At 54.2% G+C, this 24130-nt stretch carries 21 protein-coding genes and 1 pseudogene; 11 read left to right on the forward strand and 11 right to left on the reverse strand.

Going from position 1 to position 24130, the window contains the following annotated elements; translation table 11 throughout:
- Positions 1–47 precede the first annotated feature (47 nt).
- Both ACT3TF_RS03585 and ssuC read right to left on the reverse strand, forming a co-directional pair.
- Positions 48–845, reverse strand: a complete 798-nt coding sequence (locus ACT3TF_RS03585; protein ID WP_444671596.1) for an ATP-binding cassette domain-containing protein — start codon at positions 843–845, stop codon at positions 48–50.
- A gap of 2 nt (positions 846–847) precedes the next feature.
- Positions 848–1645: an aliphatic sulfonate ABC transporter permease SsuC gene (gene ssuC, locus ACT3TF_RS03590; protein WP_444671597.1), complete on the reverse strand. Its 798-nt coding sequence runs from the start codon at positions 1643–1645 to the stop codon at positions 848–850.
- A 241-nt stretch (positions 1646–1886) separates the two neighbouring features.
- Here ssuC and ACT3TF_RS03595 point away from each other — a divergent pair, with 241 nt between their 5' ends.
- From ACT3TF_RS03595 to ACT3TF_RS03610, 4 genes are all read left to right on the forward strand, one after another.
- Positions 1887–3470: a rhodanese homology domain-containing protein gene (locus ACT3TF_RS03595; protein WP_444671598.1), complete on the forward strand. Its 1584-nt coding sequence runs from the start codon at positions 1887–1889 to the stop codon at positions 3468–3470.
- A gap of 234 nt (positions 3471–3704) precedes the next feature.
- The gene (locus ACT3TF_RS03600; RefSeq protein WP_444671599.1) at positions 3705–4700 is read left to right on the forward strand and encodes an aliphatic sulfonate ABC transporter substrate-binding protein; all 996 of its coding nucleotides are present in this window, start codon (positions 3705–3707) and stop codon (positions 4698–4700) included.
- Complete coding sequence (locus ACT3TF_RS03605) at positions 4697–5554, forward strand: ABC transporter permease (RefSeq protein ID WP_444671600.1); 858 nt, start codon at positions 4697–4699, stop codon at positions 5552–5554. Before ACT3TF_RS03600 ends, ACT3TF_RS03605 begins: the two co-directional genes overlap by 4 nt.
- A gap of 15 nt (positions 5555–5569) precedes the next feature.
- Complete coding sequence (locus ACT3TF_RS03610) at positions 5570–6304, forward strand: ABC transporter ATP-binding protein (RefSeq protein WP_441686882.1); 735 nt, start codon at positions 5570–5572, stop codon at positions 6302–6304.
- A gap of 341 nt (positions 6305–6645) precedes the next feature.
- On the opposite strand, the gene ACT3TF_RS03615 is transcribed toward ACT3TF_RS03610, so the two are convergent.
- The 5 genes from ACT3TF_RS03615 to ACT3TF_RS03635 form a co-directional block, all read right to left on the reverse strand.
- Positions 6646–7725, reverse strand: coding sequence for a sulfate/molybdate ABC transporter ATP-binding protein (locus tag ACT3TF_RS03615; protein WP_441686883.1), 1080 nt, complete (start codon positions 7723–7725; stop codon positions 6646–6648).
- A gap of 38 nt (positions 7726–7763) precedes the next feature.
- The gene (cysW, locus tag ACT3TF_RS03620; RefSeq protein ID WP_176483410.1) at positions 7764–8651 is read right to left on the reverse strand and encodes a sulfate ABC transporter permease subunit CysW; all 888 of its coding nucleotides are present in this window, start codon (positions 8649–8651) and stop codon (positions 7764–7766) included.
- Between the two features lie 12 nt (positions 8652–8663).
- Complete coding sequence (cysT, locus tag ACT3TF_RS03625; protein WP_096281592.1) at positions 8664–9494, reverse strand: sulfate ABC transporter permease subunit CysT; 831 nt, start codon at positions 9492–9494, stop codon at positions 8664–8666.
- A gap of 61 nt (positions 9495–9555) precedes the next feature.
- Entirely contained in the window at positions 9556–10647 is a 1092-nt protein-coding gene (locus tag ACT3TF_RS03630) for a sulfate ABC transporter substrate-binding protein (RefSeq protein WP_444671601.1), read from the reverse strand.
- Between the two features lie 132 nt (positions 10648–10779).
- Entirely contained in the window at positions 10780–11712 is a 933-nt protein-coding gene (locus tag ACT3TF_RS03635) for a CysB family HTH-type transcriptional regulator (RefSeq protein WP_192536049.1), read from the reverse strand.
- 186 nt (positions 11713–11898) lie between these two features.
- Between ACT3TF_RS03635 and ACT3TF_RS03640 the strand changes: the two genes are divergently transcribed.
- On the forward strand, positions 11899–12309 hold the full coding sequence (locus ACT3TF_RS03640) for a DUF1090 domain-containing protein (protein ID WP_444671602.1): 411 nt from the start codon (positions 11899–11901) through the stop codon (positions 12307–12309).
- Between the two features lie 6 nt (positions 12310–12315).
- On the opposite strand, the gene ACT3TF_RS03645 is transcribed toward ACT3TF_RS03640, so the two are convergent.
- Positions 12316–13041, reverse strand: coding sequence for a CDP-alcohol phosphatidyltransferase family protein (locus tag ACT3TF_RS03645; protein ID WP_444624627.1), 726 nt, complete (start codon positions 13039–13041; stop codon positions 12316–12318).
- Between the two features lie 368 nt (positions 13042–13409).
- On the opposite strand from ACT3TF_RS03645, the gene ACT3TF_RS03650 reads away from it, so the two are divergent.
- The 4 genes and pseudogenes from ACT3TF_RS03650 to ACT3TF_RS03665 form a co-directional block, all read left to right on the forward strand.
- Positions 13410–14390 (forward strand): zinc-dependent alcohol dehydrogenase, encoded by a 981-nt coding sequence (locus ACT3TF_RS03650; protein ID WP_444624628.1) that lies wholly within the window; start codon positions 13410–13412, stop codon positions 14388–14390.
- A 78-nt stretch (positions 14391–14468) separates the two neighbouring features.
- Entirely contained in the window at positions 14469–14867 is a 399-nt protein-coding gene (locus tag ACT3TF_RS03655; RefSeq protein ID WP_441686892.1) for a 6-pyruvoyl trahydropterin synthase family protein, read from the forward strand.
- The gene (locus tag ACT3TF_RS03660) at positions 14864–16801 is read left to right on the forward strand and encodes a glycosyltransferase (RefSeq protein ID WP_444671603.1); all 1938 of its coding nucleotides are present in this window, start codon (positions 14864–14866) and stop codon (positions 16799–16801) included. Before ACT3TF_RS03655 ends, ACT3TF_RS03660 begins: the two co-directional genes overlap by 4 nt.
- A gap of 43 nt (positions 16802–16844) precedes the next feature.
- Positions 16845–17669, forward strand: a pseudogene (locus ACT3TF_RS03665) (lysylphosphatidylglycerol synthase transmembrane domain-containing protein); the annotation flags it as partial.
- A gap of 105 nt (positions 17670–17774) precedes the next feature.
- Here the strand turns inward: ACT3TF_RS03665 and ACT3TF_RS03670 are convergent.
- Positions 17775–18674 carry a RibD family protein gene (locus ACT3TF_RS03670; protein WP_444671768.1) on the reverse strand — a complete coding sequence of 300 codons (900 nt, stop codon included), beginning with the start codon at positions 18672–18674 and terminating at the stop codon, positions 17775–17777.
- Between the two features lie 107 nt (positions 18675–18781).
- Between ACT3TF_RS03670 and ACT3TF_RS03675 the strand changes: the two genes are divergently transcribed.
- Entirely contained in the window at positions 18782–19885 is a 1104-nt protein-coding gene (locus ACT3TF_RS03675; RefSeq protein WP_444671604.1) for a GTP cyclohydrolase II, read from the forward strand.
- Between the two features lie 24 nt (positions 19886–19909).
- Here ACT3TF_RS03675 and ACT3TF_RS03680 read toward each other — a convergent pair whose 3' ends face one another.
- The gene (locus ACT3TF_RS03680) at positions 19910–20689 is read right to left on the reverse strand and encodes a creatininase family protein (RefSeq protein WP_444671605.1); all 780 of its coding nucleotides are present in this window, start codon (positions 20687–20689) and stop codon (positions 19910–19912) included.
- A 60-nt stretch (positions 20690–20749) separates the two neighbouring features.
- Entirely contained in the window at positions 20750–22270 is a 1521-nt protein-coding gene (locus ACT3TF_RS03685) for a glucan biosynthesis protein (RefSeq protein WP_444671606.1), read from the reverse strand.
- 259 nt (positions 22271–22529) lie between these two features.
- On the opposite strand from ACT3TF_RS03685, the gene ACT3TF_RS03690 reads away from it, so the two are divergent.
- On the forward strand, positions 22530–24110 hold the full coding sequence (locus ACT3TF_RS03690) for an alkaline phosphatase (protein WP_444671607.1): 1581 nt from the start codon (positions 22530–22532) through the stop codon (positions 24108–24110).
- Positions 24111–24130 lie beyond the last annotated feature (20 nt).

Here is a 24130-nt window from a genome sequence, read left to right on the forward strand (position 1 = left end):
GTGCTTTGGGGTTATGAGAAAAGCTAAGGGGTAAGGTCAGATGGTTGTTATTGGCTTAAGACGCGTTTCAGTACTTTTCCTTCAATGGCAGTGACATCAGCGCTGGCTTGTTCGCGGGGTCTGGCAAGATCTACTGCCTTATCCATGCCAATTTGCCCTTGTTCCAGAACAATCACGCGGTCCGCCAGTTGCACAGCTTCCTGAACGTCGTGGGTAACCAGTAATACGGTGAAACCATGCTGTTGCCATAATCGCTCAATGAGGCGCTGCATCTCGATTCTGGTGAGTGCATCCAGCGCACCAAGAGGTTCATCCAGTAGCAGTAGCTGCGGCTGATGAATAAGTGCACGTGCGAGGGCAACACGCTGGCGTTGTCCACCTGAAAGTTTGGCGGGCCACACATCGGCTTTGTCGGAAAGGCCGACCTCTTCTAATACTCTTAACGCGCGAGGCTTCCAGTCGCCTTTAAGGCCAATCCCAATGTTGTCGATAACGGATTTCCAGGGCAGCAGCCGGTCATCCTGAAACATTAAACGGATATCCGTGGAGGCGAGGTCAGCATGGCCATCGGCACTTAAGGTGCCCGCATTGTGGCGATCTAATCCGGCAATCAGGCGGAGTAGCGTACTTTTTCCGCATCCGCTACGACCCACGATAGCAATGAACTGGCCGTTCTCGATCTCCAGGTCGATGCCTTTAAGTACCTCTAGCTCACCAAACTTTTTAACCACACCCTTGAGGTGTAAATGCGTACCTCCTTTCGACGAAGAGAGGGAGGTGCGAGCACTGCTGGCAGCGCGCTCTTTAACTGACGTCGTTGTTTCTGAATAGGTAGAAAAGCTCATGTTCAGTCTCTCTTAACATAGGCGGGGTGCCAGCGCAGCCAGCGACGCTCTAGGAAGCGGGCAGCTTCATCAGCTAACTTGCCTAGTAACGCATAGAGCACAATGGCGAGCACGACGACGTCGGTTTGCAAAAATTCACGAGCATTCATGGCGAGATAACCAATGCCTTCACTGGCTGAAATAGTTTCCGCCACGATAAGCGTTAGCCACATCAACCCAAGCGAGTAACGCATGCCCACCAGGATTGACGACATGGCACCCGGTAAAATCACGGTGGTAAAGAGCGGCCAGCCAGACAGGCCGTAGCTGCGCGCCATCTCCATCAGGTTGGAGTCAATATTGCGAATGCCATGGAAGGTGTTGAGGTAAATGGGAAAGGCCGTACCCAATACCACGAGAAAGATCTTGGCTGTTTCATCAATGCCAAACCAGAGAATGACCAGCGGAACCAGTGCCAGATGTGGGATGTTGCGAATCATTTGCACGGTGCTATCCAATAATTTTTCGCCCCAATGAGACAGCCCGCTGATCAGGCCAAGCCCGAGCCCTATGCCTCCTCCAATCACAAACCCTAGCGCCGCGCGCTGAAAACTGATGCCTAAGTGATAAAAAATTTCACCCGAGGCGGTCAGTCTCCAGCCTGCTTCAAGAACGGCCAGCGGGGCAGGCATAATGCGGTTAGAAATCCATCCGAAAGTGACCGCAAGCTGCCACAGCAGTATGAGTGTTATAGGCACTGCCCAGGGCAGCGCAGTGTCGGCGAGCCTGTGTGATATTAATCGTTTAGAAACAATAGCCATCGAGAGGCACTCCAATGAAAGTGGCAAACAAAAAAATCTATAAAAGTGGCAATGCTAAGCTGGTTCAGTGGTGGTTTTATGCTAGCAATAGGCTGGCCGTCTGCTTAAATAGTTAAAAGAGAAAAGCTTATTCAATAAAAAATAATAAATTAATGAATAGGTGGTGTTTTAATGAAATAAAGGCGTTTCATGTTATTGGTTATGTCGTTGCTAGTTACCCCATTTTTAATAAGGAGGCGGTATGTCGCTTTACCCGCTCAAAGGTTTTTTCAGGATTAAAGAGGCTTTGTTGCAGTCTCAAGAAATCGCCATTATCGATGTCCGTGAAGAAGCCCTGTTTGCAGAAGGGCACCCACTCTTTGCTACCAATATTCCCCTGTCTCGCCTCGAACTGGAGGTTTTAACTCGGGTCCCTAGTTTCAGTACACCGGTAGTGGTGTATGACAACGGTGAGGGGCTGGCAGAGCAGGCTTATCAAAAGCTTTCTATATGGGGATATAGTGATGTGGCGCTTCTTGAGGGCGGCCTAAAGGGATGGGAGGCAGCGGGGGGTGAAATTTTTCATGACGTTAATTCTCCTAGCAAAGCGTTTGGAGAACTGGTTGAGTCTGTAAGGCATACGCCCTCTTTGACCGCGGAAGAAGTGAAAGTATTGCTCGACTCTAATGCTGATGTGGTGGTGCTAGACGCGCGTCGCTTTGATGAGTATCAAACCATGAGTATTCCGACGAGCATTAGCGTGCCTGGTGCGGAGCTTGCGTTGCGTATAAAAGAGCTTGCCCCCAACCTCTCTACCCAAGTGATCGTTAATTGTGCCGGGCGTACGCGTAGCCTTATTGGTACCCAGTCGTTAATTAACGCGGGCATCCCCAATCAAGTGGCGGCGCTGCGCAATGGCACTATCGGTTGGGTACTAGCGGGGCAAACGCTTGAGTATTGCCAGTCCCGGTGTTTCCAGCCGGTTAGTGATGAAACGCGTTTAGCGGCGGCGACCTCTGCGCGCGCGTTGGCGGATCAAACCTTGGTTAAAAGAGCCACGCTAGAGCAGCTTTCTGCTTTGCAGCAAGAGCCGGCTCGCACCACCTATCTATTCGACGTACGAACCCCTGATGAATTTACTGCAGGGCATTTTCCTGACGCCTTCTCTGCACCAGGAGGTCAGTTAGTTCAAGAGACGGATCATCATGCGGCGGTGAGAGGCGCCAGGGTGGTGCTGGTAGACGACGATGGCGTACGTGCCAACATGACGGCATCTTGGCTGGCGCAAATGGGGTGGGAGGTCTATGTGCTTGAGGGCGTCGAACCTAGTCATTTCACAGAGTCAGGCAATGAAAAACGCCGGTATCCGCCGGTGCAGTCTGCCGACGTGGTGACGGCGGAAAGCCTAGCGATACTGCTGGGTGAAAGCGGAGTAACGATTTTCGATCTTACGACGTATCAGCGCTATCAAAAAGGCCACATTCCTAGTGCTAAATGGGTGCTGCGTACGGATGTGGTCTCCCAAGTAAAAGCCCTGCCCCAGCCACAGGTTATCGTTTTAACCTGTGGCAGTGACCGCTTAGCCCGTTTCGCCCGGCAAGAGTTGGCCCAGCAAGTGCCCTATAAGGTGGTTGTGCTGGAGGGTGGCAATGCAGCTTGGCGAAGAGTGGGATTGCCGGAAGAAACGGGATCTGGTGAAGCATTGTCACCGCTGATCGACCGCTACCGGCGCCCATATGAGGGTACGGATAACCCCGAAGAGGCCATGCAGGCCTATCTGGATTGGGAGTTTGGTTTAGTCGCGCAGTTGGAGAAAGATGGGACTCATGGATTCCAAGTTATATAAGCAGCATCACATTAATGCTACATGAGTGGATGTCAACGTTAATCAGAGACTCCATGGTTTTATTATTGTTGTTTTTTGAATTTTAAAAGCCCCTGCTCTGTGCCGGGGCTTTTTTACTTTTGTTATATAGGCTTTTTGATACCTTTATCATGTTAAGTGATTTGTCTCGAGTGCTGAACTTGATGACTATGTTTTCTCCCCTTGATCCTTCCTAGTTGTTGTGGAGAAAAAGAAGTGAAAGCTAAAAAAGTAAAACTCTTTTCATTGGCTGCTGTAATAATAGCTACGTCGACGCTTGGCGTGTCTACAGCCTCGGCGGAGGTAAGCTACCCTGATCAGTTAAGTCTGGACTATGCATATTACTCTCCTCAAAGTTTGATTATTAAAAACCATGGGTGGCTAGAAGAAGCATTGGAAAACCATGATGTAAAGGTCAACTGGGTTCACTCTCGCGGTAGTAATAATTCATTGGAGTTTCTCAATAGTCGAGCAACTAGTTTTGCTCTTACATCAAGCATTTCTGCTTTTATTAGTCGTGCCAATGGGCAGCCGGTTAAAACAATTTATAGCTATTTATGGGCTGAGCCCAGTGCGTTAATGGTGACTGAAAATTCAAGTATTACATCAATTGCAGATATTGAAGGTAAAACCGTAGCAGCTACCAAGGGGACGGATCCGTACTTCTTTTTACTCCGTGCATTGGAGGCCAATCAGCTTGAGCCTGGTGATATCAACATCGTCCATTTGCAGCATCCCGATGGAAAAACGGTACTTGAGCAGGCGCGTGTGGATGTTTGGGCCGGTTTGGATCCTCATATGGCTTCAGCTGAGCTCGCTGGTAACCGCTTTATTTATCGTAATCCTGAGTTTGGGCTGGGTGCATCGCTTAATACCACCGAAAGCTTTCTGCGTGACTACCCCGATGTCGTCACTCTCGTGCTGAAAACGTATGAGCGTGCTCGCCAATGGATCATTGATAACCCTGGTGAAACCGCACAGTTAGTGGCCGATGAGACACAACTGCCGGTTGAGGTTATTCAACTCCAACTGGCACGTTATAACTTCGATTCGCCCATTCCAGATGAACGATTTATTGCAGCCATTGAGCCTGTCATTCCACTACTCCAAGCAGATGGCATCTTACGTCGCAATGCAGATGTAGAGGACGCCTTGGATAGCCTGGTCGATGCAACCTTAATCGATAAGCTACTTGAGGTAGAGTCACCATGACACGCGTGGTTCCATCGCATAGTGACGTGCGCGATGCTTCGAATGCAGATAGCGGACAGGCCCGTCCCCGACCCATGCTCAAAAACGTGGCACGGGGTAGGCGCCGCTGGCGAGGATGGCTGCTTCCGATGTTTTTAATAGCTCTACTGGAAGCGGTAGTGCGTAGTGGATTGGTGCCTTCTTATATAATGCCAGCTCCTAGTGAGTTGGCAGCCACGCTGGTGGAATTAGCAGAAGGGGCATTGTGGCAGCACATTGCAGCTAGCACCGGGCGTGTCTTTGCAGGATTTATATGCGGTGCGGTATTGGCACTAGTGCTCGGCGCGCTGGTAGGCATTAGCGGTTCAATCGAGGCGTATGTAGATCCAACGTTTCAGGCGCTAAGGGCTGTACCCGGGCTTGCTTGGGTACCTTTACTGCTAATTTGGCTAGGTATTGGTGAGACTTCCAAAATTACCCTCATTGCCATAGGTTCTTTCTTTCCTGTTTATATGAGTTTGGTCGCCGGTATTCGTAACGTTGATCGCAAACTTGTCGAGGTGGGGGATATGTACCACTTCTCCCACCTTGATAAAATTCGGCGTATCTTTGTGCCCGCCGCCCAGCCTTATCTATTTACGGGGCTACGAAACGGCCTGTCGATGGCATGGTTATGTGTCGTTGCCGCTGAACTATTAGCCGCCACCCAGGGAATAGGATATTTGCTAACCGATGGTAGAGAGGTCTCTCGACCTGATCTGGTGCTTATTGCCATCGCCTCATTGGCGGTAATGGGCAAATTAACCGATACCCTTTTGAAGTTTGTCGAAGAGCGCAGCCTACGCTGGCGAGATGCTTTTAGCACAGCCCATTGAGGAGCGGCAGACATAATGACAGATGTATTGAGACTTGATGTTCATGAGAAGCGCTTTGGCGATACGCTAATCCTTGATCATGTTCATGTGGGGATTAAGCCCCGGGAAGTTGTTGCGTTGCTAGGCCCCAGCGGCTGCGGGAAAAGCACATTGCTAAGAATCGCATCGGGCCTGGATCGCGATTTTGTCGGTCGGGTAAGACTTCTTGAGCACGCACGTCAGCAACAGAGCATGCGTCGGGTCGCCTTTATTTTCCAAGAGCCTCGCCTGATGCCGTGGCTTACAGTGGAGGAAAATGTCAGCTTTTCTGATGGTAAGCGGGCTGATATCGGACGAGCGCATGAACTGCTCTCTGAGGTGGGATTGGTAGGGTGGGAGAGAGCGCTGCCAAAGCAGTTATCCGGTGGAATGGCTCAGCGTGTTGCGATTGCGAGAGGATTATATTCGCGGCCAGATGTACTGCTACTGGATGAGCCGTTTAGCGCGGTGGATGCATTTACGAGGATGCGGTTGCAGGATTTGCTACTGTCGATTGCCGACTCCCATAGCATTGCTATCTTGCTGGTTACCCACGATATCGATGAGTCGCTGTATCTGGCGGATCGGGTATTAGTGATGGGAAGTCATCCAGGTACGATACTGCATACGATTAACGTACCACTTCCTCGTCCGAGGGAGCGCACGCATGGTTTGTTGAGCACGTTAAAGGTGGAAGCTCTTGAGTCGCTCCACGGTGCACATGCTTTTTAAATCAGTGGTTAGTGAGAGCAGGGAAGCTCTCATGATGGCATGACTTAATATAATCGATCATTACTAACAGATCTGTTCTGACAGAGAGTATAACCACACCACTCTGTAATGCTAAGCGTAATTGGACAATAGACATTGAATGATGGTTTTAGCCGCTGATAAGTACCTAAACGTTGAGAAGTATCCCGTGAACTGTATCGTTTATTTCTACTCAAGGCCCATCGATCCAATCCATAATGTCACGAGGCCCAAGCCAGGGGGGGAGTTTTGATTTGTTTGGTGCCATGGGGGCTGGTCGCTGGTGGCGCTCGCACCAGCGACGAAATCTGCCCATTAAATGCTTAACCGTTTGAAACACGTTCATCAGGCAAGAAAATACGGCTGTACATCGGGCGAATCCAAGCATCTCCATTTTGGGCTAGTCCTAACGCGCGAAAGCGGTGCTTGGTGAGTTCAGCGTGGATCAGCGCTTCGCTGTTATTGGTACGCAGTTCAAGCCGAACGGTGGGACCGACAACCGAGACCAGCTCGATTTTGGCATGCAAAGCATCAGCATGCTCACGCCCAGCAAACACTTCGATTTCATGGGGTCGCACGTAGGCCTGGCCTAGCTCATTCTTATAGCCTGCAAATTCCGGTGCCGGCAGCTGCACATCGCCAATGCGTGCAACGCCGTCATGAACCCGTGCATGAAACAGGTTCACGTTACCTAAAAACTGGTAAACGAAAGGATTGGCAGGGTGGTCATAGACCTCCTCTGGCGAGCCATCTTGCTCAACGCGGCCTTTATTCATGACGACGACGCGATCAGAGACTTCCAACGCCTCTTCCTGGTCGTGAGTGACGAAAACGCTGGTAACGTGGATATCGTCGTGGAGCCTGCGTAGCCAGCGGCGAAGCTCTGCGCGTACCTTGGCATCCAGCGCGCCGAAAGGCTCATCCAGCAGCAGCACTTTAGGTTCGACCGCCAGCGCGCGAGCCAACGCTATGCGCTGGCGCTGGCCACCAGAAAGCTGGTGCGGATAACGATGTGCGGTCCAGTCCAGCTGCACTAGCTCTAGTAGCCGCATGACCTTTTGCTTAATCTCGGTTTTACTGGGGCGGGTTTTGCGTGGCCGAACGGTGAGTCCGTAAGCCACGTTTTGAAACACGGTCATATGTTTGAACAGCGCATAGTGCTGAAATACAAAGCCAACGCCGCGTTCACTGACGTGCAGGTCAGTGGTATCTTCGCCGTGAAAGCGGATGCGTCCGGTATCGGGTTGCTCAAGGCCGGCAATGATCCGCAGCAGAGTGGTTTTGCCCGAACCAGAAGGGCCGAGTAGGGCAGTCAGTTCGCCATCACGGAAAGTGAGGCTGACATTATCTACCGCCACAAAGTCGCGAAAGTGTTTGTTAACGTGATCAATTTCGATGCTCATGAAGGCTCTCTCTTATCTCTGTGAAGAGCTAAAGGGGGTCATGCGGCGGCAATGCGCTGACGGCGCTCTTCGTTCCACTCAACGGCGCTTTTAATCGCGATGGTGACCAGCGCTAGGCCTGTCAATAGCGAAGAGACGGCAAAGGCGGCGGTGAACATGTATTCGTTGTAAAGCACTTCGATATGCAGCGGCATGGTGTTGGTTTCACCACGAATGCGGCCAGACACAACGGCCACCGCGCCAAACTCGCCCATTGCGCGGGCATTACACAGAATGACGCCGTAAATCAGCCCCCATTTGATATTGGGCAGCGTGACGTACCAGAACGTTTTCCAGCCGTTGGCGCCCAGCGTTAAAGAAGCCTCTTCTTCCTCTTTACCCTGCTGCTGCATAAGCGGGATAAGCTCGCGTGCAACAAACGGCAGAGTGCCAAAAGCGATCACGATGACGATGCCAGGAATGGCGAAAATAATCCGCATATCGTGAGCCGAGAGCCAAGGCCCAAGCCAACCCTGTGAGCCGAACAAAATGACGAAGATTAGGCCCACCACCACGGGAGATATCGCAAAGGGCATGTCGATGAGCGAAATTAAAATCGACTTGCCGCGAAACTCAAACTTGGCGATAGACCAAGCGGCCGCCACGCCGAACAGCGTATTGAGCGGTACAACAATGACCACGATGAGAAACGTTAAGCGAATCGCCGATAGCGCATCAGGGTCGCTTACCGCGCCGTACCAGACGCCAATACCTTGTTCAAAGGCACCGTAAAGCACGACCGTTAACGGCAGCACTAAAAAAAGACCCAGGAAGATTAAGGCGATGGTGATGAGGATGATTCGCAGCCAAGCGGGCTCTTCGGTCGCGCGTCGCCAGCGTTTAGCGATAGTGTCATGGGTCTCAATGACCGTTGATGACGTTGTCACGGCGTACTCCTGTTATCCATGGCGCCGACTGGCCCACCACTGCAGGCCGTTAATGACCAGCAGCATTAAAAATGCAGCGACAAGCATGACTGTGCCGATAGCGGCTGCGCCGTGGTAGTCGTATTGTTCAGCCTTGGCGACGATCAATAGCGGGGTAATTTCGGTACGAAATGGCAGATTGCCAGAGATAAAGACCACCGAGCCGTACTCGCCCAACGCCCGTGCGAAGGCCAGTGCGTAGCCGGTGAGCAGGGCGGGGAATAGCGCGGGGAAAATAACCCGACGTATGGTGGTGAGGCGGTCAGCACCCAGGCTTGCGGAGGCTTCTTCCAGCTCGGCTTCTAAGTCTTCCAACACCGGTTGTACGGTACGCACCACAAACGGTAAACCGATATAAGTAAGGGCAATCACCACGCCCAGCTGTGTGTAGGCGATGCGAATGCCAAACACATCCAAGTATTGCCCCACCCAGCCGGTGCTCGCGTAGAGCGTTACTAGGGCGATACCGGCTACCGCCGTTGGCAGGGCAAACGGTAGATCAACCAGCGCATCGACCAAACGCTTACCAGGAAACCGGTAACGCACCAATACCCAGGCAACCAATGCCCCAAACACCAAGTTGATTGTTGCGGCAATTAAGGAACCGCCAAAAGACAGTTTGTAGGAAGCGACGACCTGACGCTGAGTGACCGCACTCCAAAATGTGTCCCAGCTCATGGTGGTGGTATAGAGCAAAAAGGCGCCCACCGGGATCAGAAACACCAACCCCATATACAGCAGGGTGAACCCCATGGTGAGACCAAACCCTGGGATGACGCGACGCTTGGCAGGGGTGATCGACATAGTGGCTTCTCGTTAAAATACCGGGAGGCGATAGCCCCCTGGCAGGTTGGTTACACGCGATTTACTGGGTGTTGATCGCTTCGAGAATGTCGTCAAATACACCGCCATCATTGAAGAAGCGCTGCTGGGCTTCTTGCCAGCCGCCGAAGACCTCATCGATGGTAAAAAGATCGAGTGCTGGAAACTCATCACTATACTCAGCCAAGATTTCCTGATTGCTTGGCCGGTAGTAGTGTTTAGCTGCTAAGTGCTGGGCTTCATCGGTATAGAGATGTTCTAAATAAGCTTCTGCTACTTCGCGGGTGCCCTTACGATCAACGTTGGCATCCAGCACGGTCACGGGTGGCTCAGCAAGAATGCTCTGAGACGGCACAATGATTTCGTACTCACCCTGTCCTAGCTGCTCCACTGACAAGAATGCTTCGTTTTCCCAAGCGATAAACACATCGCCAATGCGGCGCTGGACAAAGGTGTTGGTCGCGCCGCGGGCACCTGAGTCGAGCACCGGCACGTTTTCATATACCTGGCGCACGAAATCATAGGTCTGCTGTTCATCACCATCGAACTGCTCTAAGCCGTAGCCCCACAGCGCCAGGAAGTTCCAGCGTGCTCCGCCTGATGTTTTCGGGTTGGGCGTAATGACGTCAATGCCTTCTTGGGCTAAGTCATCCCAATCCTGAATGTTTTTAGGGTTACCTTCTCTCACCAGTAGAACGATGGTGGACGTGTAAGGAGAGCTGTTATTAGGAAGGCGCGACTGCCAGTCTTGCGGAATTAAGTCAGCACGTTCATGAATTGCGTCAATATCGTAAGCGAGTGCCAGTGTCGCCACATCTGCATCAATACCGTCGATGATGGCGCGGCCTTGCGAGCCTGAGCCACCATGAGACTGGCGAACGGTCACAGATTGGCCGTGCTCAGCTTGCCAAAATTCGTCAAACAGTTCGTTGTATTCGCGATAGAACTCACGGGTGGGGTCGTAAGAGACGTTGAGAAGCTCAACGCTTTCACTTTGAGCCTGGGCGGTGGTGCTAAAGGTAACCGCCAGCACGGCGCCGGCCAGCAGAACGGCGCCTGTGAGTTTGGAGAGTTGCCAAATACTGGAAGAAGAGCTAGTTGAAGAAGAGCTGGTTGATGAAGAGATAGTTCGCATAGTTAGGCTGCTCCAGAGTCGGATCTTGAACGATCGTTTATTGATGTGATGGGAGCAGCCTAACGGGGTTCTATATGCTAATTAACGAATAAAAAATGGATTGCTTATGTTTTTTTGTGATTAAGAGGTGGATTAATCCTGACGGCCAGCTAGCACCTTCTGGACGGTCTCTTCGTCTAAGTTTTCACGGCAAAGCTTCAAAAACTGATAGGCATAGCCGCGTAAAAAGTGGCCGCGCCTCAGCGCAAGATAGGTGGTGTTGCGCGGAAATAAGCTGCTGGCATCCAGCAGTTTTAAGCCCTGGTCGCGCTGCTCGTGATAAGCCATCGATGCGATCAAACCAACGCCCATGCCTAGCTCAACGTAAGTTTTGATGACATCCGCATCAAGCGCGGTTAGCACAATGTCAGGGTAGACATCGGCTGTCGAAAACGCGGTATCGATTCGCTTTCGACCCGTATATCCTTCGTGGTACGTCACAATAGGATGCTCGGTAATGCGCTCAAGCGTCAGTGGTAATCCATCATTAAGCGGGTGTTCTTGAGGCACTACTACGCCGTGATACCAATGGTAGAAGGGGAAGCAGGCAAATAGCGGCCCTTCCTCGTTAAGCGCTTCCGTGGCAATGCCGATATCGACCTTGCCCGCTTTTAATAACGAGACAATTTCCTCCGGGCTGCACTGATGCAGCTCCAAGTGCACGTTGGGAAAGATTTTTTTAAAACGGGCGATAATCGGTGGCAGGGCGTAGCGGGCCTGGGTATGCGTCGTCGCAATGGCCAGGCTGCCTTGATCCTCATGGGTAAGCTGATGCGCCGAGCGTTTGAGGTTTTCGACATCCAACAAAATACGCTCAATACAATCAATTAGCGTACTGCCCGCCACGGTCAGCCCTAGAATACGCTTGCCGCGCCGTTCGAATAGCTCAACGCCCAGCTCTTGTTCTAAATCACGGATATGCTTGCTGGCCCCAGACTGTGACGTGAACAGCGCGTTGGAGGCTTCTGTCAGATTAAAGTGTTGACGCACGGTCTCGCGTACGATGCGTAACTGCTGAATGTTCATAGCGAGCGGTGTCCAATGCTTTGAAGAGATTTTGCTTTGAAGAGATTCTATATTCTTATAAAGAATATAGAATATTTCTTTTATGCAATAAATTGTATTTTGTGATAACTATATCGCATTTGCGCCGTAAGGCAGTGCTGTAAAATGATTAGCCAGGAAAATTCGTAAAACAGGCAGGAGAGAGCTATGCAAAAGCAATCATTAACCATGCTCGGGTTCATCATGATGGCAGGCGTTGTCACCATGCCGTTGGCACATGCCACGGACATGTTGTGTGAGGACAAGACAGCTGACGTTCAAGCACAGCTTGAATACGCCCGTGAGCATGGTAATCAACATCGTATTGACGGTTTGCAGCGTGCGTTAGACGCTATAGAAGCCCAATGCACCAACGAAGGCGTGCTAGACGATGCTGCAAAGGACGTGCGGGAAAGCCAGGAGGAGGTTCAAGAGCGTCAGGCTGATCTTGAAGAGGCTCTCAGTGAAGGCGATGCCGGCGATATTGAAACAAGACGTGCCAAGCTAGAAGACGCAACCCGCGAGCTAGAGGCCGATACTAACGCGTTAAATGCGCTTCAGAATCGGCTGGCCGATTAGCTCTGCTTAGGGTTTAGATCTTGCGTAGAGCCAACGTACATCGACCCCGAATGAATAAGCTAACGAAACTAACGCGCTGAGCGTTAGTAAATTAGCCATTAGCGGCGAGTTGAGCGGCGTCAGTGCTAGGAGTAGCGCCGCCACTTGCCATACGCATACTGCTTTGCGGCGAAAGCTGGCAAACAGAGGGGCGGTTAGCCACTTGAATCGCCAGCCCGCCATCACAAACAGATAGCGCATGCCGCCAATGAGCAATACCCAGGCGCCCAGCGATTCAAACTCCCACAGCCCGACGCATAGCAGCATAATCAGCAGGGCGTCTAGCTCCATGTCAAAGCGCGCGCCAAAGGTTGAGTGGCTGTACGTGTATCGCGCGATCCAACCGTCCACGCCGTCAAGCAGCAACGCTATTACCGCAATCAACAGCCACTGCCAAATAGCGTTTTTAAAAGCGCCTGCGAGCAAGCCAGCAGCCACTATGGCCACCAGCACCGCGCGTATCAGCGTGACGCGATTTGCCCATCCGAGCGCCCCGTGGGGCCAGAAAATTAGAATCAGTATAGAAATAAACGCGTAGAAACCACCGGCCACCCACCAGTTGCTGGAGCCCAGCATAAGTAACGGCAAAGCATTGCCAAGGATGATTAATGTCAGACTGCCTAAAAGCAGCTCAAAAGCGGTATAAAGCGACTTGTGCGGAGTGCAGGAAGACGCGTTTGAGAAAAGCGGCATGTTGGCTCACGAAGCGGCGTCGCTGTCCGCAGTTAAAGTAAGTGATGCAACTATTTTTATATGTACCATTCTTGTAGAAGAAGGTAGGGTTGTACATAGAGCAACTTAACGTTGAAGGCAGTGATAGTATCAAGTGTTTAAAAATTGTTAATCGAATATTTTCTTTCCAAGCGCTACGCTGAATTAGGTGAGCCATTGAACACTATTCTGAAGGTGGCCACTGGCTATGCGACAACGCTAACGGGCTTATGGTGCAAGACGTTGTTAGTTCGCAGACTAGCTAGTTCGCAGCCTAGCGATAAAACGTAGCATTCAATGGAATGAGCATGGGCTCGGGTTGGTTGAGCTCGCAACGAAAAGGAATGGCTATGCTGGCGCCTGACTACGCCACTGCCTTTTGGGTGACCAACCCCCAGCAAGGCGAGATGCGGCGTGAAATACTCAAGCCCCCTGGGCAAGATGAAGTGCTTGTACGCACCTTGTACAGTGGGATTAGCCGGGGTACCGAATCGTTGGTATTCAATGGCCGTGTACCGGCGAGCGAGTTTGCGCGCATGCAGGCTCCTTTTCAAAAAGGGACGTTTCCTGGCCCGGTAAAATACGGCTACTGCAGCGTTGGGCGTGTCGAGCATGGCCCCGATGAACTGCTGAATAAATCCGTTTTTTGTCTGTTTCCCCATCAAGATCACTATGTGGTGCCCGCCTCGGCGGTCGTTGCCATTCCTGCAAATGTGCCTGCTCAACGCGCGGTGCTGACTGCCAATATGGAAACGGCGATTAACGGCGTGTGGGACGCAGAGCCCATGCTGGGCGAGCAGGTGTGCGTCATCGGCGCGGGCGTAGTAGGCGCTTTAGTGGCGTATTTGTGCATCCAAATTCCCGGGGTGAATGTACACCTAATCGATATTAACCCTGAGCGCGAGACCGTTGCCGCCCACCTAGGGGTGGCGTTTAGTACTCCCGACCAGGCCCCTCACAATCAAGACTGCGTTATTCACGCCAGCGGGCACCCTGACGGGCTGCGTCAGGGGCTTGACCTACTGGGTAACGCGGGCCGACTCATTGAGATGAGCTGGTTCGGCGAAGATGACGTGACATTGCCTTTGGGCGGCGCCTTTCATTCCCAGCGCTTGACGCTTCGCGCTAGCCAAGTCGGCCAACTGCCTACGAAACTGCTTTCCCGCTGGGACTATCGCCGCCGCTTAGCGTTAGCGCTAAATTTGCTGGACGACGATCGGCTGGACATTTTAGTGAGTGGTGAAAGCGACTTTCACGATTTCCCCGCGCTTGCACCGCATCTATTGGGGTCAGGAAGCACCGCGCTGTGCCACCGATTACGCTATTCGTAACTTTTTTTATAGCTGTTTTTTATAACTATTTTTTCATAGCTACATTTCAGAACTAATTATTGATGACAAGGAGTCTCTATGTACCGTTTATGCGTCCGTGACCATTTTATGATTGCGCATAGCTTTAAAGGCGAGATTTTTGGCCCTGCCCAGCGTACGCATGGGGCGACCTATGTCGTGGATGTGGTTTTTCAACGCCCTGAGCTAGATGAAGATGGCCTCGTGATCGATATTGGCCTGGCGAGTGAAACGGTAAAAGAGGTGCTTGCGGGCTACAACTTTCGCAATTTGGACGAAGAAGCCGAGTTCTCAGGCAAAAACACCACCACGGAATTTATGGCCAAGGCGATTTTTGACAAGCTCGCCGGCGCGATTGGCGAGGGGGAAATGGGCCAGACGGCCCGTGGTATTACGCATATGGAAATCAAACTCCACGAGTCTCATGTGGCCTGGGCAAGCTTCGAAGGCGCGCTATGAGTCGGCATTTCACGTTAATCGTTGCTGGCGACCCTGCGCAACGCACCGGTGGCTATCTTTACGATGCGCACATCGTCGCAGCCTTGCGTGAGCAGGGCTGGGAGATCGACGTGATCGGCCTTTCTGGTGCGTTTCCTGATCCCGATAGCGAGGCAACACAGCAGCTCACCCAAGCGCTTGAGTCGTTGCCACAAGGGGCGTCGGTGGTGATTGATGGGCTGGCCATGGGGGCATTGCCAGAGGTGATCGCTCTACACGGGCAGCGCTTGGATATTACCTCTCTGCTGCATCATCCGTTAGGTGATGAGCTGGGTCTGAGCGAAGCGGATCAGCAGCGCTTTCATCGCAGTGAACTTGCGGCCCTTGCAGGCGTGGCACGCATTATCGTCACTAGTCATTTTACCGCTCGGCGTGTGCTGGAACTGGCAACGAACTACGCCATGCCGCTCAATGCCGATGTTTCGGTCGTTGAGCCGGGAGTCGCTCAAGCGCCGGTAAGTCGCGCCGACGAGCCAGGCGAGTCGCTGAGGCTACTGTGTGTGGCGACGGTAACACCTCGCAAAGGGCAGGATATTTTAGTTCAGGCGTTGGCAGGCGTAGCGGGGGATAACTGGCAATGTGACTGCTATGGCGGTGCGCGCGACGCTGCGTTTACCCAGCGCGTTCAGCAGCTTATCGAGCAATATCAGCTTGCCGATCGAGTAATCTTGCACGGTGAGTGCGATGATGAAACGCTTGAAGCAGCATACCAGCGTGCCCACGCCCTCGTGTTGCCGTCTTGGTATGAAGGGTACGGCATGGTGATTACTGAGGCGCTGGCCCACGGCCTGCCGGTGATTACCACCACCGGTGGTGCGCTGCGCGATACGCTGCCGCCGGGGGCGGGTTTGAGCGTTCCGCCGGGTGATAGCGAGGCGCTGCAAGATGCCCTTAATCGATTTTGCGGTGACCCCGATTTACGCCATCAGCTTCGTCAAGGCGCTGCGCAAGCACGCCATAGCCTTAATGACTGGCAGGCGGCAGGCGCTGACTTTGCTGCTGCGTTAACCACGCCGAGGGCTCCGCTTGGCTTTAGTGCCGGCAGCCAGTTTGCAGCAGACTGGTTGACGCTGCGCGAAGAGGCTGACATTGCCTCGCGCAGCCAACCGCTGGCCATGCAGGCGTCTGAGTGGCTCAGTGCGCGTGCAGCATCACCCCGCATAGCGGATCTTGGCTGCGGCCGAGGCAGCAATATGCGCTTTCTTGCCCCGCATCTGGGCAGCTACCAGCGCTGGAAATTAATCGATCATGACGCTGGGCTGTTAGAGCAGGCCCAGCAGCGAGTGGTGGAGTTTAGCGATTGTCAGGGGTTGCCCGTAACGGTTGAAACACACTGCGTATCGCTTGAGCCGCTGAGCGATGTGCCGATCAACGACTCACACCTAGTGACCGCGTCAGCGCTGCTTGATTTGGTTTCACAGCAGTGGATTGATGAACTGGTCACTCGCTGTGCTCATCAGCATCAGGCCCTATTGATTGCCTTAAGCGTGACCGGCGAGTGGTACTTTACGGATGTCCTCGACGCCCCGGTAGTAGACGATGAAGATCACTGGATGCTGGCGATGTTTATGGCTCACCAGCAGCGCGATAAAGGACTAGGTGCCGCGCTGGGTGGCCAGGCCCATGACGCGTTAGTCGCCGCCTTAGAAAAGGCGCAGTACCGCATTGAGCAAGCTGAAACGCCTTGGCATCTAAGCGCTGGCAATCGCGAGCAGCTGCCGTTGATGTCGGCGCTGTTGGAAGGCTGGGCGCTGGCCGTAACAGAACAAGTGCCTGAATCATCGGCACGTATTGCCGCCTGGTTGCAGCATCGTCAGCAGGCGGTTGCTGGCGGTGAATTAGGTATCTGGGTGGGGCATCGTGATCTGTTCGCCATGCCCCAGGAAGAGGCGTAAACCAATGGCCCAGGCGCCGAGAGTCCGCACGCAGCTACACGCGATGTTAGGCAGCCCATGGCTTCACCGTGGCGTTGTCAGCGTCGCCCTGCTGGGAGCAGTCGCACTGTGGGTTGACCCTAGGGCGATCGTTGATGAGGTGCAGCGTTTCTCTGTCGGCTGGGTAGTCCTGGCGTTTGTTATCAGTACGCTACAGATCATGCTCAGCGCTTGGCGTTGGCAGTTCACCGCGGGGCTAATTAACGTGCCGCTGAGATTCGGCTATGCGCTGCGCGAGTATTATCTCGCGCTGTTAGTCAATCAGCTGTTGCCGGGAGGAGTGCTAGGCGATGCAGGCCGCGCTCATCGTCATGCCCGCCAAGCGCAGTCCCGGGGCAAGGCCTGGCGGGCGGTGATTATTGAACGTGCGTCGGGCCAGCTAGCGTTAGTGCTATTAACGCTAACGGCGCTGCTGTTTTCGCCGCTTTGGCATGCCGCCTTGGGTATGCCCGTGATCACGGTGGTTGGCCTCAGCATAGTGATAGGGCCAGCCTTAGCGATCGCCGGCGGGCTGTTGCTGCGCCATCGCTTTAGCGCCTGGTCTGGGCGGCTGCCAGACTGGAGCCAAGCCTTAGCACGCGATATTAAGCGTGGCTTATTGCAACGCGGCGTATGGCCTCGGCAACTGCTCTCGTCGCTGATGATTGTCTTGAGCTATGGCTTAGTGATGGTCTGCGCAGCCCGTGCAATTGGCGTTGAGCTACCCGTGTTGCGGCTGCTCGCGCTCACGCCGGTATTACTCTTAGCGATGGTGATCCCTTTCTCGGTCGCGGGCTGGGGGCTACGTGAAGGTGCCGCGGCCGGTGTTTGGGCGCTGGTGGGCTTGCCGGCAGCCCAGGGCGTGGCGGTATCGCTGGCTTACGGTGTGTTAGTGCTGCTGGCCAGTTTGCCGGGTATCTGGGTTGCGCTGAGCCGTCGTGAAAAGGTGTCGCCCTCAGGGAGCAGCCTCCCTCAGCAGCATGTCGAACAAGGTGTCCTCACCGCAGCGGAAGGTTCGCGTGGGCGGACGCAGCGCTTTATCAAGCGTGTCGATGGGCGTCATTTTCAGCCCCGGCCTGCCGGAGCCAATCAGCAGCGGGGCGATGAGCAGATGCAAGCGGTCAACGGCGTGCGCTTCGATGAACTGAGAAACGGTAATGCCGCCACCTTCCACCAGCACGCGATGCAAGCCTTTCTCGGCCAGCAGCGCAATGACATCTTGAGGGTTGAACTGGCTGCTAGCGTTCAGCGGCAGCACGCAGCGCTCAACGTGGGAATGAGACGTCGTCGCCGATACCTCCGGCCCCACAATATGCAGCGTCGGTGCGGTATCGGTTTGCATCAGGGCAAGACTGCTGGGTACCCGCCCGCGAGGGTCCAGCACGACGCGGGCCGGGTGCTCGCCGCTAACGTGGCGCACGGTCAACTGCGGGTTGTCGGCACAGGCAGTGCCCGCACCGATCACCACGGCGTCGACCATGGCGCGCAGCCGATGCAGATGCACCAAGCTTTCGTGGCCGTTGATATAGTGCGAATGACCGCTTTCCGTTGCGATGCGGCCATCAAGGCTTTGGCCCAACTGAGCGACAACCCATTGAGATTGGCTGGCCAGCGGCGCCAGGCAGTCCAGCAGCTCGCGGGCGTCAGCGCTAACGGCCAGAGACGTTGCCCATTCGCCGCTAGGCGTGAGCTTAATCATCACCGAGCAGGCGCGACAGTAGCGCAGCGCCAGCAGCCACTCCCAGGCATCAGCCGCCTCAATACGGCTATCTTGATGGATGGTTGGCGAGGTAGCGTCCGTGTTGACGTTGGGATCGGGCATGACGTCTCCGTAATGAAAAGTCCGCTTAATCATGCGGGCGCTGCTTGGTTAAGAGCAAGCACTTCGAGTCAGCACTTCGCAGCAAGCAGCGCCCAGCGCAAGCTATAACAACTCCCACGCCAGGAAGCCAGGAGGCCAACATGTATCAGATTGAACGCGCTATTTTCGATATTCGTCGTGGTTTTCCCGTGGTGATTAATGCCGGCAAACAGCGTTTATTAGTGCAGGCGCTGGAAGGCAGCGAGTCGATAGATGCCCTTGCGCAGCTGGCCGGTAGCCCCCCTTCACTAGTGCTTACCCGCCACCGCTTAGCGGCTATCGGTGTGGCGGTCATCGCTGAGGCGGCAAGCTTACCGCTAGCAGCGAACATTGGCGCTGGTGAACTGCATCGTTTAGCCACCTCAGAAGATCAGCCGTCAGCGGGCAGCGAGCGATTAAAGGGCTTAAAGCCAGCGGCGCTAGCGGAAGTAGGTGCGGTGACGCTCATGCGTCGCGCCCTGCTCATACCCGCAGCACTCTGCGCGTTTGTGAGTGAAAAAGCCGCCGCGGATATTGAGCAGCAGCTTGCCGAAGGGCGGCTGTTAGCCGTTAATGCCGAGGATGCTCAGCAGTGCTTGTCCGGTGTGCCGGGCATGCTTAAGCGGGTGAGCGAAGCGCATATTCCGTTGGAAGAAGCGGCCGACAGCCGCTTCGTGCTCTTTCGTGAGCCTGACGGCCTGCGCGAGCATGTGGCCGTGGTCATTGGCAAGCCGGAAGAGTGGGAAGCAGCGGTGCCGCTGCGTATGCATTCGGCCTGCTTAACGGGAGATCTCTTCGCTAGCCTGCGCTGTGACTGCGGTGAACAGCTGCGCAATGCCGTAAAGGATATTCAGGCCATGGGGGGCGGTGTGCTGCTCTATTTGGCTCAAGAAGGGCGTGGCATTGGTTTAGCTAACAAGCTGCGTGCCTATACGTTGCAAGACGGTGGGCTGGATACGGTCGATGCTGACCAAGTGCTGGGTTTCGGCGATGATGAGCGCCAGTATAGCGTCGCGGTGGACATGCTCAGCGCCCTTAAAATCGACCAGGTGCAGCTGCTGACCAATAATCCGCTGAAAATGGACGCCCTGCGCCAAGGCGGCATCGAAGTGGTGTCGCGCCAAGCGCTCTACGGCAGCGTTACCGATCACAATCAGCGCTACCTAAACGCTAAGGCAACCCGTGGCGGGCATCTCTTGGACGATGTGTTAAGCAGCCAGCGCTAATCGCAACCGCCGCTCGTCAGAGCGTTATTCTTGCTCTGCTAACGGTGGCAATTGGGCGGTTTCTGTTACTACCATGGCAAGTTGGCTTGCGTAGTGGCGTACTAACCGCTCGCCTAATTCAATGCTAGCGAGAGTGGCATCACCTGCCACGCCCTGAGCACTTAGGTCTTCTGCTAGCCATGCAAACGCCGCGGCGCCCTCTGCACTGACTAATGCGTTGCCCTGTGGCGCCGCGGTGGGGGCGGCTTGGTAGTCATCAAGCTGCACAAGCGATGGTGCTAAGTGCCGCATCATCGCGGTCTCCAGCAGTCCGCCGTGTAATCCATAGCGTAGTTCTTCAGCATCAATGCCGTCTTCAAGAGGAGGTAGCCGCGTATAGGTCGCTTTTACCACACGCATGGCATATCGCCGCCGCAGCGTTAGCCCGGCGATGTCCATCACCGCTTTGTTACCGCCATGGCTGTTTAGCAGTACCAGGCGGCGAATGCCCGTCTGGGCTAGGCTATCGCCATAGGCTTCCAGAGTGGCAATAGCAAGCGGCGTGGGCAAGCTCAGCGTGCCGGGAAAACTTGCATGCTCATCGCTGGTGCCCACGGAAATTGGCGGTAGGCAAATGACATTAAGCGATTCATTCAACTGCTCCAGCATGGCCGCCTGAAGGCCTAGGCCAATAGTGAGATCAGTGGCTAAAGGCAGGTGAGTGCCATGCTGCTCTATGGCACCGAGCACCAGTACCGCCACCGGGTCGCGCTGGGCGATATCGGCGAGTTGTGAAGAGGTAAGCGCTTGCCAGTGGTAAATCATAGCGTGAACGACCTATAGCGGATGATGAGCCAGATAAGGGATAGCGTTGTGTTGCTTGGGTCAGACATCCGGATACCACACGTAATTCCAGGTTTCGCTAACCGGTTCGCCATTTAAGGTCAGTCTGAGGCTAACATCGCTAGGCTGATCGCTGGCGGGGAGTCTGAAGCTAGCGCGCCAGCCCTTATTAGGTAGGGCGGTGACTTGAGGCAACAGCACCTCACCGTCTTGGATACTGATATCTAGCTCAACCGGTTGGTCGGCCGTTAGCTCATCTAGCGCGCCACCCTGGAAGTCGATAATAAACTGGCGCTGTCCTGACGAGGCTGAACCTTCCTGCTCGATAATGCCGACACGGCCATGACGGGTGCGAATGACTTGCCCAAGCATTGCGTCTTCTGGCTGAGCATTGAGGGTGTAGGTGCGGTAGTGCAGGCGGCGAGACTCACCGGCCTTCAGCGCGTCATCGGCGACCCAGAAGGCAACAATGTTGTCGTGAGTTTCATCGGCAGTGGGGATCTCAACCAGCTCAACGTGACCAGGGCCCCAGTCGTCTAAAGGCTCCACCCACTGGCTGGGACGGCGATGATACTGGGCCTCCGTATCTAAGTAGCGGTTAAAGTCGCGCTCGCGCTGCATGAGGCCAAACCCCTGTGGCGATGCGTCAATAAACACCGAGGTGTGAAGATCATCAGGGTTATTCAGCGGGCGCCAAATCCACTCATCGCTACCGGTATGCATCAGTAGCCCATCCGAGTCGTGTACCTGCGGGCGAAAATCGTCCGGGCGCTCGCGGCTCGCTTCGCCATAAGTAAACATGCTGGTGAGTGGGGCAACGCCTAGCTTGGCAATATCGTCTCGCGCAAATAGCTCGGCTTCTACTTCCACCTGCGTATCGTCACCGGGCCGGATAATAAAGCGATAGGCGCCGCTGACAGAAGGGCTATCCAACAGTGCCAATAGCTCAAGGTGATCGGCATCAGCAGTGGGCTTATAAAACCAAAATTCGCGGAATGCTGGAAACTCTTCGCCGTCGGGGGACGCCGTATCGATTGCCAGCCCCCGCGTCGAAAGCCCATACACTTGGTCGCGTCCTACGATGCGAAAATAGCTCGCGCCAAGGAAAACCGCTACTTCGTCTGCGTATTCTTCGTTATTGAGTGGATAATGCAGGCGGAACCCCGCATGGCCGCTACCCGATAAATCCTGTTCCTTCAGCGCTTCAGCATTTCCTTCGTAGTTGTAATCCTCGGGCGCAAACGGCAGAGAGGTTACGCTGTCGTTTTCAATGCCCTCGTTCTCAATAACATTGAGCACAATGGGGGTTTGGAAAAGGAAGCCGCTGTGAAATAGCTGTAAGTTAAACGGGCTTTCTTCTTTCCAGTAAGCATGCTCTGGATCAAAGCGAATTTGCCGATAGGTATCGTAACTAATATCACGCAGCGCATCAGGCAGCGTTCCTTCAGGGGCTTGATACGTATTCTCAGCAAGCTGTTGCGCACGTTCAATCACCGCGTTGAAGTGCTGGTCATCGTCGGCAAACGCAGTCGATGCGATCGTGCAGCCGAGTAACACTGTCAATTTGCCAGCCCGCACTCTCCTAGCTCTGTCTTTGCGAGCCCTGTCTTTGCCAACCCGGTCTTTACCAACTTTGTTTTTATCAACCTTGCCTCTATTAACGCTGCTAACACACATGGGCGAAATCCTTTCGACATACATTATTATGGTGTTTTTCAGCAGCCCTATGCCTTGCGCCTGTCTATTGCCTTTCAATAAGGTAGGACACTGATAGCTCTTATCTTAGGTATCTTAAGCTAAAGCAGACACACACGAGAATGCGATGACTCGATTATTATCAACGGTACTGCTGCTCAATCTGCTGCTCATCGCGCCGCTGTGGTGGCGTTTTAGTGCTATCAGCTCACATCTGATTGCCTGGGAAGCGTTGGTCATCGCGCCTTTAATGCTGCTGCTTCCTCGTGGCAGGGCTCGCCTCATCGTGGCAGTGGGGCTGGTGAGCTGGGTGGTATTGGCAACGGCAACTAACCTGGGAACTGCCGCGACGCATATGGCCTTTGCCAGGCCACTCAACCTCTATCTCGATTTGCCTTTAATGAGCGCGGTTTATAACTTGCTGGAAGGTAATCTCGGGCAATTTTTGGCCGTGTGCGCAATGCTGGCCGGCGCCGGCTTGCTGCTGGGTATTGCTGCGGGCTTGGCATGGCTGCTACTGCCACCAGCGTCTTACGTTACTAAGCGCATACCCAGAGTGGTTGCATTAGCGCTGCTAGTGATGGCGACCGGCGGTGCAGCGCTTGAGCTTAACGGTATGCGATTAGTGGATAGCGCCCGCCTGCCTTTGGTCAACATCACGCGTTTTCAATGGCAGCAAGTAACTGATACCCATGCTGCTCGCCGTGAATTTATCGCGCAGTTGGAAGATGCGCCTATGCAGGCCCAGGCCCTGCCAGGGCTTGAGGGACATAATGTGCTGCTGACTTTCATTGAGTCTTACGGCATCTCGGCGCTGAATGACCCGCGCTATGCTGACGTGTTGCTGCCCATCCTTGCCGAGATGCAGCAGCGCTTAGAAAAGCGAGATATTCACGTCGTGTCGGGTATGTTAGAAGCCCCGATTCGCGGAGGGCAGTCGTGGCTGGCGCACGCGACCACGCTCAGCGGCCGGTGGATCGACAACCAGTTGTGGTATCGGCTGATGTTAGACAGCGGCCATTCCACGTTGATTGATGATTTTCGTGCCACCGGGCAGCGCACGCTAGCCGTCATGCCCGCTATTACCATGGCGTGGCCGGAAGGCAAGATTTACGGTTTCGATGAAATAGCCGCCGCCAACGATATCGACTACGCCGGCCCTGCCCTTAACTGGGTGACTATGCCCGACCAGTTCACTCTCGATTACACCCAAAAATACCTGCTAGGCGACTCGCCGGTGTTTGCCCAGCAGGCGTTGATTTCTAGCCATGCGCCCTGGACACCGATACTGCCGGTCATTGAAGACTGGTCGTTAATCGAGGATGGCCGCATTTTTGCACCGTGGGAAAACGCCGGCGCCCCGCCAGAAGTGCTGTGGCAAGACATCGAACGTATTCGCGATCACTATGCTTGGTCGGTGGACTACGCTGTAAAAGTCACCGGGCGCTGGGCGGAGCGGGTGGTGGACGACAAAACGCTGATGATCGTTCTTGGTGATCATCAGGCTGCGCCGTTAATTACCGGTGATAATGCTAGCGCGGCGGTGCCGGTGCATATCATCAGTGCAGACCCCGCGCTTCTGGCGCCGTTTATCGCCCGCGGATTTGTACCCGGCACGCTGCCTGCGCTCGAACAGGCTGAAAATGCGCCTAGAATGAGCGAGCTGCGTCACTGGTTACAGGCCGATTTCGGTGAGCCTATTCGCTAAAACGCGTGCTCTGATGCAAG

It is taken from the genome of Halomonas sp. AOP25-F1-15, from assembly GCF_052378675.1.
GTDB classification, from domain to species: Bacteria; Pseudomonadota; Gammaproteobacteria; order Pseudomonadales; family Halomonadaceae; genus Vreelandella; species Vreelandella casei.